The organism is Lachnospira intestinalis, from assembly GCF_040095895.1.
In the GTDB taxonomy this organism is placed as follows: domain Bacteria; phylum Bacillota; class Clostridia; order Lachnospirales; family Lachnospiraceae; genus Lachnospira; species Lachnospira intestinalis.
Window position 1 is genome coordinate 12210 of the sequence record NZ_JBBMFS010000012.1, and the last position, 12780, is coordinate 24989.

The 12780-nt window shown below is 43.6% G+C and carries 14 protein-coding genes and 1 pseudogene; 9 read left to right on the forward strand and 6 right to left on the reverse strand.

What is annotated here, in order from left to right; translation table 11 throughout:
* The first annotated feature begins 7 nt into the window (after positions 1-7).
* The 3 genes from WMO37_RS12245 to WMO37_RS12255 are packed head-to-tail and all read left to right on the forward strand — an operon-like array spanning position 8 to position 4592.
* Positions 8-4021, forward strand: a complete 4014-nt coding sequence (locus WMO37_RS12245; RefSeq protein WP_069432105.1) for an antirestriction protein ArdA — start codon at positions 8-10, stop codon at positions 4019-4021.
* A 2-nt stretch (positions 4022-4023) separates the two neighbouring features.
* On the forward strand, positions 4024-4230 hold the full coding sequence (locus tag WMO37_RS12250; protein ID WP_069432106.1) for a transposon-transfer assisting family protein: 207 nt from the start codon (positions 4024-4026) through the stop codon (positions 4228-4230).
* Positions 4227-4592, forward strand: a complete 366-nt coding sequence (locus tag WMO37_RS12255; RefSeq protein WP_069432107.1) for a cysteine-rich VLP domain-containing protein — start codon at positions 4227-4229, stop codon at positions 4590-4592. Before WMO37_RS12250 ends, WMO37_RS12255 begins: the two co-directional genes overlap by 4 nt.
* 177 nt (positions 4593-4769) lie before the next feature.
* Here the strand turns inward: WMO37_RS12255 and WMO37_RS12260 are convergent, their stop codons facing one another.
* The 6 genes and pseudogenes from WMO37_RS12260 to WMO37_RS12285 all read right to left on the reverse strand — a co-directional run bounded on the left by WMO37_RS12260 (position 4770) and on the right by WMO37_RS12285 (position 8137).
* The gene (locus WMO37_RS12260) at positions 4770-5189 is read right to left on the reverse strand and encodes a nuclear transport factor 2 family protein (protein ID WP_011861104.1); all 420 of its coding nucleotides are present in this window, start codon (positions 5187-5189) and stop codon (positions 4770-4772) included.
* Positions 5182-5568: pseudogene (locus WMO37_RS12265) on the reverse strand (DUF6050 family protein). The gene WMO37_RS12260 and the pseudogene WMO37_RS12265 overlap by 8 nt, the downstream one beginning before the upstream one ends.
* A 4-nt stretch (positions 5569-5572) precedes the next feature.
* Entirely contained in the window at positions 5573-5803 is a 231-nt protein-coding gene (locus WMO37_RS12270) for a helix-turn-helix domain-containing protein (RefSeq protein WP_011861102.1), read from the reverse strand.
* A gap of 92 nt (positions 5804-5895) precedes the next feature.
* On the reverse strand, positions 5896-7245 hold the full coding sequence (locus tag WMO37_RS12275) for a relaxase/mobilization nuclease domain-containing protein (protein WP_069432108.1): 1350 nt from the start codon (positions 7243-7245) through the stop codon (positions 5896-5898).
* On the reverse strand, positions 7206-7535 hold the full coding sequence (locus tag WMO37_RS12280; protein ID WP_009905253.1) for a plasmid mobilization protein: 330 nt from the start codon (positions 7533-7535) through the stop codon (positions 7206-7208). Before WMO37_RS12280 ends, WMO37_RS12275 begins: the two co-directional genes overlap by 40 nt.
* A 248-nt stretch (positions 7536-7783) precedes the next feature.
* Complete coding sequence (locus WMO37_RS12285) at positions 7784-8137, reverse strand: helix-turn-helix domain-containing protein (RefSeq protein ID WP_016728880.1); 354 nt, start codon at positions 8135-8137, stop codon at positions 7784-7786.
* A gap of 161 nt (positions 8138-8298) precedes the next feature.
* Between WMO37_RS12285 and WMO37_RS12290 the strand changes: the two genes are divergently transcribed.
* From WMO37_RS12290 to WMO37_RS12315, 6 genes are all read left to right on the forward strand, one after another.
* The gene (locus WMO37_RS12290) at positions 8299-8487 is read left to right on the forward strand and encodes a helix-turn-helix domain-containing protein (protein ID WP_009905249.1); all 189 of its coding nucleotides are present in this window, start codon (positions 8299-8301) and stop codon (positions 8485-8487) included.
* Positions 8480-9172 (forward strand): response regulator transcription factor, encoded by a 693-nt coding sequence (locus WMO37_RS12295; RefSeq protein ID WP_021360404.1) that lies wholly within the window; start codon positions 8480-8482, stop codon positions 9170-9172. The genes WMO37_RS12290 and WMO37_RS12295 overlap by 8 nt, the downstream gene beginning before the upstream one ends.
* Before the next feature lie 6 nt (positions 9173-9178).
* On the forward strand, positions 9179-10096 hold the full coding sequence (locus WMO37_RS12300; protein WP_069432109.1) for a sensor histidine kinase: 918 nt from the start codon (positions 9179-9181) through the stop codon (positions 10094-10096).
* Positions 10097-10232: 136 nt separating this feature from the next.
* Complete coding sequence (locus WMO37_RS12305) at positions 10233-11159, forward strand: ABC transporter ATP-binding protein (RefSeq protein WP_016728878.1); 927 nt, start codon at positions 10233-10235, stop codon at positions 11157-11159.
* Complete coding sequence (locus WMO37_RS12310) at positions 11152-11961, forward strand: ABC transporter permease (RefSeq protein WP_069432110.1); 810 nt, start codon at positions 11152-11154, stop codon at positions 11959-11961. Before WMO37_RS12305 ends, WMO37_RS12310 begins: the two co-directional genes overlap by 8 nt.
* A 5-nt stretch (positions 11962-11966) precedes the next feature.
* Positions 11967-12740: an ABC transporter permease gene (locus WMO37_RS12315; protein ID WP_016728876.1), complete on the forward strand. Its 774-nt coding sequence runs from the start codon at positions 11967-11969 to the stop codon at positions 12738-12740.
* Positions 12741-12780 lie beyond the last annotated feature (40 nt).

Consider the following 12780-nt stretch of genomic DNA (forward strand, 5'->3'; position numbering starts at 1 on the left):
GTTACACATGGCAAGTTTACGGGACACCGTAAAGGACTATCAAGAAGAATTAAGGGACGGTATCGCTTGGGTGGCGTTTTGGAAAACGGGACGCTCTTGGAACGCAGAATATTTCCACCTTGAAATGAGCGATATTCTCTACCCGGAGGACAGAAGCCGCATGGAAGAAATCAAACAGGCTGACCCTGCCGCCGTTGTGGTAAACGGCTATTACTCCGGCTATCTTGGCGAGGATAGGAACCTTGACGAGCTGACCGCCGGGGTGCGCCGCCACTACGAAAACGGATATAGCAATATCGGGGAATTTATCGAAGCCCACGACGACAGGCTGCCGCCGGAGCTTATCGAGGAAGCAAGAGCCGCCGCCCACGCTGCGGGGCTGCCTTTCTCTGAAAAAGCCTACCGGGACGGCGAAGAACCCGACCCCTATCTATTTGACGGGAGCATGAGCATGGAGGACTACGAGCTTATGCACCGCATGATTGAGAAAGAAAGGAGCGAACACATGGAACAACCGATTTTAAGCGGGTATCTTTCTAATCTTGGAAAGTACACCGAGGGCAGACCTGCGGGCGAATGGGTATCATTCCCCACGACTGCCGAGCATTTGAAAGAAGTCTTTGACCGTATCGGCATAGACGGCAAAAACTACGGGGAGCTGCATATCACAGAATACCAGTCCTCTATTGCGGGACTGGCAGGAAAATTGACCGAGCTTGAAAGCCTTGACGAGCTGAACTATTTGAGCGAACTTTTGAAAATGCAGTTTGACGACGACAGGGAAAAATTTGTTGCAGCTATGGCATACGGCGACCATACAAGGGACTTGCAGGACATTATCAACCTTGCACAAAACCTTGATTGTTACTGGCTTTATCCGTCCGTACAGAGTGAGGAAGATTACGGGCATTATCTGATTGAAGAACTGGACGAGTTGGAGCTGCCCGAAGAAGCAAAAAAATATTTCATGTATGAGGAATACGGGCGGGACGCTGCTATCAATGACGGGGGCAGATTTACCGAGCAGGGCTATATCTACAATAACCGTAATACCTTTACAGAATGGTATGACGGGCGCGACGTGCCGGAGGAATACCGGGTAACGCCGCAGCCGCCAGTACAGGAAAAGGAACAGGCAGACCTTGACGCTTCCGCAGCTATACCGACCACCGCCACAGAGCAGCCCCCGGTTCTCCCGATTATCCTATCTTCTGAAAAGCCCGCTGACAAGATGAAAGAGATTACCGACCGACTGGAACAGGGGATTTTAGGACTGTATGAAAGCGACCGTTACGCCGACTATCTGCGTACTATGTCAAAATTCCATGATTACAGCCTTAACAATACAATCCTTATCGCCATGCAGGGCGGCAATCTTGTGAAAGGCTATAAACAATGGGAAAAGGAATTTGACCGCCATGTAAAGCCGGGAGAAAAAGCTATCAAGATACTTGCGCCGTCCCCGTTTACCGTTAAGAAACAGGTGGAAAAAATCGACCCGGACACCCAAAAGCCTGTTTTCGATAAGGACGGGAAACCTGTTACCGAGGAAAAGGAAATCAAGATACCCGCCTTTCGTGTGGTATCTGTCTTTGATATTTCACAGACCGAGGGAAAGGAGCTTCCTGCCCTTACCTATGAGCTGACGGGCAACGTGGAACAATACAAGGATTTTTTCGCTGCCCTTGAAAAGACTTCTCCCTTTGCTATGGGATTTGAAGCACTAAGCGGCGGCGTAAAAGGACGCTGCAATTATGAGGAAAAGCGTATCATCATCAACGAGGGCATGGACGAATTGCAGAATATCAAGACCGCAATCCATGAAATCGCCCACGCCACGCTGCATGATACTGCCCTTGCTATGCCGGAACGCCCCGACCGCCGTACCCGCGAGGTACAGGCGGAAAGCGTCGCCTATGCTGTCTGCCAACATTACGGGCTTGATACGTCGGACTATTCTTTTGGATATATCGCCGGGTGGAGCAGCGGAAAAGAACTTGCAGAACTGAAAGGCTCTCTTGAAACAATCCGCAGCACCGCCGCAAATCTGATTGATACCATAGACGGACATTTTGCAGCAATCCAAAAGGCACAGGATAAGGAACAGACCACCGAACAGGCGCAGCCCGCACAGGAAGCTACCAAACAGCCCGAAGCAGAAGCCGCCACGCCGGAGCTTCCCGAAGAAACAGCCCCGGTACAGGAAAAAGAAACACAGCCGGAACAGGCTGCACCCGCCGCCCCTTATTATCCTATCAATGAAGCTGCCGCCAAACGTGCAAAGGATATGAACAGCTTTTCCGATTATAAGCAAGGCAGCGCGACGGCTGAATACAGGCATTATGTAGATGAAGCCGTACAAATCGCAGAAAGGCAAAAACAGCGGGTAGACCCGATGTACCATGAGAAAATCGACAGCCTGCTTGACACCTATGCCCGGAAACTGGCGGCGAACATGAATAAAGGCTATGAGATTGACGCGCGTGTTCCCTCTATCCTGATTGCGGGCGGCTCTAACTTCCCCACAAGGAAGAAAGAAAAGCAGAACGCAGCCCGCGACAGCAATTACCGGGAATGGCAGGACATACAAGGGCTTCTTGATAAAATCCGCAGTACCGGCATGGGCGGTATCAGCGCAGACGACCCGCAGGCAGTACAGAAGTTAGAAAAGAAACTGGAAAGCCTTGAAAAATCACAGGAAACCATGAAAGCCGTAAACGCCTATTACCGTAAGCATAAGACCCTTGACGGCTGCCCGCATTTACCGCCGGAGGAACTGGAAAAACTGAAAGCAGACATGGCGAGCAGTTGGCATTTGGAGGACAAGCCATTTGCGACTTGGGCGTTATCCAACAACAGTGCAGAAATCCGGCGCGTGAAAGACCGTATCAAATCTCTTTCACAGCAAAAAGAAATCGGTTTTGTGGGTTGGAAATTTGACGGCGGCAAGGTGGAAGCAAACACCGAAGCGAACCGACTGCAAATCTTCTTTGAGGATAAGCCGGACGAAGCCACGCGGGAAGCCCTAAAAAGTAATGGCTTCCGTTGGTCGCCCAAAGCAGGGGCATGGCAGCGGCAGCTTACCAGTAACGCCTATTATGCGGCTGATTATGTCAAGGCGATTGTACCCCTTACGGGGGAAAAGCCTACCGAGTTACAACGGGCGCATATCCGGGCGCAAAAGGTAGATGCACAGGAGCAGCCGGAACAGGAAGCCCCACAGGACAAAGACACCTTTTCCATTTATCAGATAAAAGGCGGGGACGAAACAAGAGATTTGCGCTTTGAACCTTACGACCGTCTGACTGCCACAGGACACCGGGTAGACGCGAAAAACTATACACTTGTCTATTCCGCAGAGCTTACGCCGGGGACTTCCCTTGAAGATATTTACACCCGCTTTAATATCGACCACCCGAAAGATTTTAAGGGACACAGCCTTTCCGTTTCCGACGTGGTGGTGCTTCATCAGAACGGGCAGGACACCGCCCACTATGTAGACAGCTTCGGTTATAAGGAAGTGCCGGAGTTTTTCAAGGAGCAGGAAAATGCCCTCATTCCCGCCGACTTGGAAACGGGCGAAACAATCAAAACACCGAGAGGGACTTTCTATGTAACCGCCATGAGCCGCGAGCAAATGGAAGCTGCCGGATATGGATTGCACCACCAGTCCGACGACGGAAAATATCTGATTATGGGGAACGGCACTAGGGCTTTTGCTGTTCCCGTTCAGCCAGAGAACTATCTGAAAGCTGCCGAGCAGACCACAGAGCAAAACTACAACATGATTGACGGGCAGATAAACAACACCCCGACTACCGCAGAACTGGAAGCAAAGGTAAAGGCAGGAGAAACCATTTCCCTTGTTGACCTTGCGGAAGCTGTCAAGGCTGACAAGGAACGCGGCAAGGCAGCAAAAACGGAAAAGAAGCCCTCTATCCGGGCGCAGCTTAGAGCAGACAAAGAAAAAACCGCACAGAAAAAAGCGGCAAAATCAAAAAATCACGAATTGGAGGTATGAGCATGATTAGACTGACCGTTGAAGAAACAAACCTGTTGAGCATTTACAATGAGGGCGGTAAGCGCGGGCTTATGGAGAACATCAACGCTGCGCTGCCGTTTATGGACGAGGATATGCGGGAACTGGCGAAGCGCACCCTTGCGAAAATTGCACCTCTGACAGAAAATGAGTATACGGAGCTTGCCATTTTCGCCGCTGATGAGGTATGACCGGGCTAAAGCGGCTTACGCCGCCCCAAAGCCGGAAAGTCAACAGCCTTGTAAAAAAGGAGTGCTGCAACTGCGATAACGGACACTGTATTTTACTGGACGACGGGGAGGAATGTGTCTGCCCGCAGCTTATTTCCTATTCTCTTCTATGCAAATGGTTTCAGACCGCCGTACTTCCCTTTGATAAGCTGCTGTATGCAGAGCTTTTCAAGACCGAGGATAAAAAGCGTTGTACCGAGTGCGGAGCTTCTTTTGCGTCCACCTCTAACAGCGTCAAATACTGCCCGGACTGCCGGAAGCGTATTACCCGCAGACAGGCAGCGGAGCGCATGAGGAAACGACGCGCCCTTGTTACGCAGTAGGGGCAAAAAAAGCCTTGATTTACAGGGCTTTCCGGGTGTGAAAATGACGCGGCAAGGGTTTTATACCTTTTCCCTCAAAAATGGCGTTCTACTGCGTAACATTTTATCGCTGTACCCATAAGAAAGCCGGGGCGCGGATAGTCTTTACCGACTGTCTGCGTCCCGGCTTTTAAAACTTCAAAACCACTTTGTTTTTTCATCTCTGAATTGTGGCATATCATTTTGGGCGTATGGATTATAGGTATTGAGATTACAACCAAATTCTTTCAACTCCATTATTTTGTTATTTTCCGTCCATACTATTAAAGAAATTCCGTCAAATTCTTCAATATTACCATTATTCATTTTGTTTTTGAAATACCATTCTACAATAGTTTGATTTTCCTTATGAAAAAATTGTTTAATATCCCACACTAAGACTTTTCCACGAGTATTCCATTCATCAAACCAATGTTTTACTGTTTTTCGACTTTCATACTTAGGACTCCAACTTTCAGTGTAAATCACATCTTCTGTAAAAATACTATCAATCCCTAAATCTTGTTGTTTTAGCCACATATCAAACCATAAATGAATAATTCTTTCTCTTTCATTCATAACTTTTAAATCCTTTCTCTATATTGATTTGAGGGGTTGCACTCTTATCTGCGGTAAGTAAACGGTATATCGTAAGGGGGATATACCACGTAGCAACGACAAGCCGCCATATTAAAATGCCCCCGCCGATAATGCCGTCCAAAATGAAGTTAATGGCAACGATACCCACCGTTCCAGCTATGTCATATCCATGCGGTACAAGCCATACGAACATACGGCGAATGCCAAAGGGGATACCGCAGCACAGCCATACATAAAAGTAATTGGTCTACCCGTCCTCTGTAAAGATGTTCTTGAACATGAAGAATAAAAACAATGCAATAACGGCGGGCAAAACGTTTCTCTTGAAAAAGTCTTTCCAAATTTCTCCGCGTGTCATGGTATCACTCCTTTTCCATTGGAAATTGTGGGATAGCTTCTAACAGTTTCATTATGAGTGTTTGCCGTAAATCTTCGTCGATTTCCTCTTTGATAGTCCCGTCCGGCTGACACTTTTTTACCATTGCAAGGCGGTTGATTTCGTCGCCGTAACAATCAAGCACCTTTTCCAACGCCCATTTTTCGCCCACAACGGCAGCGCATATCGTTTCATAGTCCGGCATTTCCTGTTCCATTTTCTGACACTTCCTTTGCTGAAAATGTATCACTTTAGTATGTGGCTACTGTCTTTGATAGGAACTATTATATCACACAAGTATGAACAAAACTACTCCCCGCGTTCTTTCCCTTTTTCCCGTTCCGGCTCTCTTGGCTGCCGTAAAATGCTGTCTATGTTCTGTTTGATAACGTCGTACTCTTTGACCTGTTTTTTCAGTTTGCCATAGTCCGCGTAAAGGGCTTCTTTCTGTTCCCGGAGCTTTTCATAGTCTACTTGTAGCGCGGCGACATTCGGGAGCTTGGAAACGCCCGCCGTTTTTAGTGCCTTTGCCGCTGCTTCATGGAGTATCAGACTGCTTTCCTGCTTTGCCCGGTATGCGTCCTTATCCTTTGCCCTGCGGTATGCTTCATAGACAGGTTTTGTCTTTTGGTAGGTGGTAACGTGCTTCATCAGCACCGCCATGTTTGCAAGACGTTTCTCCACGCTCTTTAATGCGTCTGCTGTCTTTTCATTTTCCGCATTTACTTCCTCAATCCGGCTGACTAAATCTGCGTACTGCTCAATCTTATGTTCTGTCAAGAAATTCATAGTCTTTGCAGCCAGTTTCAGATTATGGATTTTCGCCCACTGTTCATAGCCCCGGCTCTGCGCTGCCTTGATACTGTTTTCAATGTCAATAAGCAGCGATACGCCGCGCTGCTCTTTGGGAGCTTTCGCCGCCTTTGTGCGCTTGCCCTCTATCCGTTCTTTGATTGCTTCCTCTGTATAATCTGCACCGAGGGTTTTTAAGCGGGTAAACCGTTCCTGTCCCGGAGCGCGGCAGGAGATATATTTTCCCGGCTTTATCTCATAGCCCGCTGCCTGTAACCGCTGCAACAATTCTTCAAAACTTGCCACTTGGGGGATAAGCGTATCAACGGTAATTTTCAGCTTGCCTTTCCAACTTGCACCGACCTTTTCCGCTTGATATTCTGCATAGCTTTTTCCCTTGCTGCCCTTACCCGGAACGACAACGGACAGCCCGTTTTCCCGGCACAGCTTATCGCTCATGTTCCGTATGCCATAGTAGCTGCGTTTATTGGAATTGTATTTGTGGTAGTCAACAAAATTGACCGCACAAAAAATGATATGGTTATGGATATGCCCTTTGTCTATGTGGGTAGTTAAGACGTATTCATGCTGTCCCTTTGTTACCGCGTCGGCAAGCTGTTTCCCGATTTCGTGGGCTTTCTCATAATCCACTTCCCCCGGCTCAAAGGACTGTATCAAATGGTGGGCGAGATTGTTCCCTTTCTCTATGGCTTGTGCAAGCGTAAATCCAAACTCAATATCTGCCGTTTCATAGCTGCACCCAAAGGAGGACACAAGCGTTTTCCCGTCTGTTTTATCCGGGTTTTGGATATAGTCAAGGGCTTTGCTCAACGTGCTTTTAATAGGCTTAATCTTTGTAACCGCCATATCTCCGCAAGCACCCCCTTTATTTCCTCTATGTCCTCTTGGTAGACGCTGCCTGTCGCGTTGACACGCTTTGCAATCTGATTGATATTGACCCCGATTTTCTGTATCTCCGCTGTCATGGCTTTTATGTCGCTATGGTCTGTCTGAATGATATACCCGTCAATGGCAATCTTGCGAAGATACGCCGCCATGTTCCGGGTGGGGACGAGCTTCATTTTCTGCTCAATCAATGCCCGTTCTTCCTCTGTTACATAGAATTTGATTTGTACTTTTCTTTTGCGTCCATTCATGCAATCACTCCTTTCCGTTCCGAGGGTTTGGGACACTTCCCAACAAGCAATTTTCAACCGACGCACCGCAGGACGGGAGGGAGAAAATACGGAAAAGGGTACTCTTTTCCTATGCTTGCTACGAAAGTTTTTTCCTCACTGGTTACTACAACGCAATGCTCTATATGCCAAAAAAGAGCAAAAGAAAAACGCTGCAATCTGTAAAGATTACAACGCTTCCTAAATCATATTCAATTTGCCGGACACATTTATTTGTCCTCTTTTTCGACTTCTGAAATTTCTTTTGCAGTTGCCGTTACAATCCGTATGCCATTATCGCTCATATCATCAAGGAGAGCGTCGAGCTGCCGCCGCTTTGTATCTTTTTGGGTGGGCGTATCTAAAAGAAACTGGTCTACGGATATATTGTAACGAAGCATAAGCTCAAAAAAGATTTGCAGACTGGGGTGCTGTCCTTTGTTTTCGATATTTGCAAGATAGCGAGGAGAAATATACATTTCATCACTTACCTGTTTGCGGCTTTCTTTGCGCCCCGTCCGCGCAGCTTTTATAGCTTCTCCAAATGCCTTGAAGTCATATTTTTCTACCGGTCTTTTTGCCATATTTATTCACCCAGTTACATTTTACTGTTCCCCTTTCTCTTTGGATATGTCTATACAGTTCCACTAAATAGCCATAATAATTCATATTTATATACTTGCTATTGTTCGTGTGTCCGACTATAATTATTATGATAAGATTTTCAGAAAGGACGGGTGTTGTTATGGAATATATGTCTTGCCCCGAAGCAGCAAAGAAGTGGGGAATTTCTGAAAGGCGGGTACAGATACTTTGCAGGGAGAAACGCATACAGGGTGTTTCAAAACTTGGGTATATGTGGTTGATACCAAAAGACGCGGAAAAACCGATTGACGGTAGAACCAAACAAGGAAAGGAGCTATACCATGAATAAAGTTTTGATTATAGATGATGATAAGGAACTTTGTGCGCTGATTAAACGCAGCGTGCTATCAGAAGATATAGAAGCTGATTTTTGTAATACGGGAAAAGAGGGATTACAAAAATTAAAAGAGAGAGAATATCAACTTGTGATACTGGACGTTATGATGCCTGGTATGGACGGATTTGAAACATTGGAAGAAATTAGAAAAGAAAGCAGCCTGCCGATTTTGATGTTTACATCAAAAAATGACAGTGCTTCTAAAGTACGCGGTTTAAGGGCAGGAGCTGATGATTATTTGACAAAACCTTTTGACATGGACGAACTGATAGCCCGTATCGTTTCCCTTATACGCCGTTATACCCGTTTCAATCAACAGGACGGAATATCACAGCAACTTGAATTTGACGGGTTGAAAATTGATATTGAAAATCGTTCTGTTACTACGGAAAATGGAACTTTTGAATTGCCTCCAAAAGAATTTGACTTACTCTTATACTGCGCGAAAAATCAAGGGAAAATTCTGACAAAGCAACAGATTTATGAAGAAGTGTGGAGAGAGGAATATTTCTATGATGACAGCAACATTATGGCGATTATCAGCCGACTTCGCAAGAAATTAGAGGTAAATCCCGGAAGTCCAAAATATATTCAAACGATTAAAGGTATCGGTTATCGTTTTAACAAGGAGGTTTGATTTTCTATGGAAGCAGTCATTTTTCTATCCATAATAATTGCACTTTTCTCTATTCTTGTTTCCTGCTTTGCTATTCGACGTGTTAAAAAACAGATAGCCGAGATAACAGACGCATTGATTGATGTAAAAAACGGAAATGGAAACAGACGTATTTTATCTGCAACAAATGAACTGGTAGCCCCTCTTGCCTATGAAATAAATGAGATTGTTGTGTCTTATGAGAGCAGGCTTTCTACTGTCCGGCAGACAGAAGAAACAAACCGACAGCTTATGACAAGTCTTTCCCATGATGTTCGGACACCGCTTACAACGCTTATTGGGTATCTTGACGCTGCACATAAAGGAATTGTTACAGGAAAAGACAGGGACGACTATATCGAAACAGCCCGCCGCAAAGCTCACGATTTGAAAGAATATATTGATGTTCTTTTTGACTGGTTCAAATTAAATTCTAATGAGTTTGCTATGGATATAAATATTGTTGAAGCTGCGGAGCTGACACGAAATATCTTGATTGACTGGATACCCATATTTGAAGATAAGCAGATAGATTACAATATTGATATTCCCGAACAGCCTTTCCGGGTAAAACTTGATACGGACGGCTATATGCGGATATTGAACAATCTTATTCAGAATGTAATTTCTCACAGTCATGCGGATAAAATAGAAATAATCCTATCAAAGCAGGAAAAAAATATGCAAATCCGATTAGCAGATAATGGAATAGGGATTGAAAAAGAAGATTTGAAGCATATTTTTGAACGGCTCTATAAATGCGATAAGGGACGGTCTGAAAAAGGCAGCGGTCTTGGGCTTTCTATCGCACACCAACTTGTAGAAAAAATGAACGGCACAATAACAGCAAATAGCACACAGGGAACAGGAACGGAATTTACTTTGCTTTTTCCCTTAGCAAATTAAGGTTCTCCCGTTCTTTTGACGGGAGCCTTAATTATTTTTGGGACAATATTTCAAATTGCAAGGTTAATGCAAGGTTGCGGCAAGGTTAATGCAAGGTTGGTATGATAGAATAGTTTACAGAACAGGAGGTTTGAATATGGACAAAAATTATATCATTGAAACAAAAAATCTTACCAAACAGTACGGCTCACAAAAGAGTGTCGCTGACTTAAATATTCATGTGCAGAAAGGGAGAATTTACGGACTGCTTGGAAGAAACGGAGCCGGAAAAACGACCACTATGAAAATGCTACTTGGATTGACAAAGCCAACTTCCGGCGAAGTTAAAATATGGGGAAAGTCTTTGCAGGGGAATGAAAAGAAATTGTTGCCCCGTATCGGTAGTCTGATTGAGTCACCCGGTTTTTACCCTAATTTGACTGCTACGGAAAACTTACAAATTTTTGCTACCTTACGGGGCATACCCAACCGTCATTCAATTAAAAACACATTGGATTTGGTAGGATTGCCTTATAAAGACAAAAAACTGTTTTCCCAGTATTCTCTTGGTATGAAACAACGGCTTGCGATTGCACTTGCAGTTATGCACGACCCTGAACTTCTGATTTTAGATGAACCTATCAATGGGCTTGACCCGATTGGAATTGCAGAAGTACGTTCTTTTATTCGCGAGCTTTGCGATACAAAGGGAAAAACAATTTTAATTTCCAGTCATATCCTTTCGGAGATTTCTTTGCTAGCAGATGATATTGGAATTATCGACCATGGCGCACTATTGGAAGAAGAAAGTCTTGCGGAACTGGAACAAAAAAGCAGCAAACATATCCGATTTACTCTTTCTGATACCGCACAGGCAGCAAGAATTTTAGAGCGTACTTTCCATGAGAGTCATTTCTCTATACAGGACGACCACAATTTACGCTTGCATAATCTTGATTTGTCCGTAGGAAAAATCGTGACTGCTTTTGTAGAAAATGGATTGGAGGTATCAGAAGCCCATACTTGTGAAGAAAGTCTTGAAGATTACTTCAAGCGTGTGACAGGAGGCGAAGGAATTGCTTAAACTGATTAAGTGCGAATTTTGGAAATTAAAGCGAAAAAGACTGTTGTATGCACTGATGTCATTGTCGTTATTTTTTCCGTTGATTTTGGCATATATGGCAAAGGCGGGAACTGGTGCAGATACAACAGAACACTATCTTCAAACCCGATTTGATTATGTCTATACAATGATGTTGGGATATGGTTTAGTTTTTTTGCTTCCATGTCTAATTGGTATCATTGCCGCTATTTTGTTTTTTATAGAAAGAGATTGTGATACTTCCAAAAACCTTAGAACAATTCCAGTTACAAATACACAACTCATTATGGCAAAAATTTCTATGCTCTTTATTTTCAGCGTTGCATTTTGTCTGATAAGCACATTGTCTGTTGCGTTGTTTTGTAAATTGTTTCATGTAGGAATGGTTTACGGTATGACTTATAAGATATTTATGAGCCTTATTTTTGGAGTTCTTATCGTAGCAGCTTCTTTACCGATTGTATTTTTAATTATTTACTTTAACAAAAGTTTTTTACTTTCTATCCTGCTTGCTTTTTTTTATTCCATTTTTAACTGGGGCATACTGGGAACGATTGGGACATCTATAAGTGCTGCCAAAATTGCTTTCTTAAATTCTTTTCCGGTTATATGTGTTATGAACTGGACAAGCGGCTTAATGATGGATAATTTGCAAAAAGATAATCTTTTGCCGGAAGCCTATGCGATTGTACCAACTACTTTCCATACAATTTTTATTATGGCAATTACAGTTGTACTTTCTTTGTGGCTGATAATTCGCTTTTATAAAAAATGGACGAGGTAAAAGATATGAGAAATATAATAAAAACTGAATTTTTAAAATTAAAACGATATTCTGTAATAAAAGCCGGAATTATTATGACAACACTTTCTCCGTTGCTGTCACTGTTTTATTCCACAGCCAACGGTGGACCGACATGGACGTTTGACTATTTTATGCAACAGGTTATGATTAGTAATTGTACCTTATTTTTTCCGATTATTATTGCACTGATTGCAGGTTATATCATAACAAGGGAATATACAGACGATACTATGAAGAATATATTAACAATTCCTATTCCATATAAACAGTTACTTTCTGGAAAATTACTTATTCTATTGCTGTTGACAATCAGCTTTAGTCTTATAGGTTGTGTGATAGCATTAGTAATCAATATTATTGTCGGATTTCCGGGAGTTCATTTTGGCAATCTACTCAATATGTTTATTCGTGTTACTGGGGCGAATATAGGAATTTATATTTCAGTCTTGCCGATTATTCTGATATTCTGTTGTTCGGCAAATAATTTTTTGGGTGGAGTTGCACTAGCTTTTGTGTATGGATATTTTGGAACTTTTGAAGGAACACTGTTAAATTATTATCCGATTAAAGCAAGCATGATTTTAGTAGACCCTACTTGTGGTGCGGAATATGGTTATACTTATCACATTTTCCCCGCTTTCATTACAATAGTTTTGACTTTCTTGATTTCTATGATTATTCTTGCAAATAAAAAGAAAGAACCCGGTACATTGACTGTTGGTAAGAAGAAAAAAGCAGTTAGAAAAAAAGGTTGGTAAATACCAAAAAGATTGAACCGAAAATATGTATCATCTATTT

Excerpts from the sequence above, each read along its gene's own strand:
- WMO37_RS12305 (WP_016728878.1), top strand. The coding sequence starts at position 10,233 with ATGGACAAAAATTATATCATTGAAACAAAAAATCTTACCAAACAGTAC.
- WMO37_RS12250 (WP_069432106.1), top strand. The coding sequence starts at position 4,024 with ATGATTAGACTGACCGTTGAAGAAACAAACCTGTTGAGCATTTACAAT.
- WMO37_RS12275 (WP_069432108.1), bottom strand. The coding sequence starts at position 7,245 with ATGGCGGTTACAAAGATTAAGCCTATTAAAAGCACGTTGAGCAAAGCC.
- WMO37_RS12300 (WP_069432109.1), top strand. The coding sequence starts at position 9,179 with ATGGAAGCAGTCATTTTTCTATCCATAATAATTGCACTTTTCTCTATT.
- WMO37_RS12285 (WP_016728880.1), bottom strand. The coding sequence starts at position 8,137 with ATGGCAAAAAGACCGGTAGAAAAATATGACTTCAAGGCATTTGGAGAA.
- WMO37_RS12280 (WP_009905253.1), bottom strand. The coding sequence starts at position 7,535 with ATGAATGGACGCAAAAGAAAAGTACAAATCAAATTCTATGTAACAGAG.
- WMO37_RS12270 (WP_011861102.1), bottom strand. The coding sequence starts at position 5,803 with ATGGAACAGGAAATGCCGGACTATGAAACGATATGCGCTGCCGTTGTG.
- WMO37_RS12290 (WP_009905249.1), top strand. The coding sequence starts at position 8,299 with ATGGAATATATGTCTTGCCCCGAAGCAGCAAAGAAGTGGGGAATTTCT.
- WMO37_RS12260 (WP_011861104.1), bottom strand. The coding sequence starts at position 5,189 with ATGAATGAAAGAGAAAGAATTATTCATTTATGGTTTGATATGTGGCTA.
- WMO37_RS12315 (WP_016728876.1), top strand. The coding sequence starts at position 11,967 with ATGAGAAATATAATAAAAACTGAATTTTTAAAATTAAAACGATATTCT.
- WMO37_RS12295 (WP_021360404.1), top strand. The coding sequence starts at position 8,480 with ATGAATAAAGTTTTGATTATAGATGATGATAAGGAACTTTGTGCGCTG.
- WMO37_RS12245 (WP_069432105.1), top strand. The coding sequence starts at position 8 with ATGGCAAGTTTACGGGACACCGTAAAGGACTATCAAGAAGAATTAAGG.
- WMO37_RS12255 (WP_069432107.1), top strand. The coding sequence starts at position 4,227 with ATGACCGGGCTAAAGCGGCTTACGCCGCCCCAAAGCCGGAAAGTCAAC.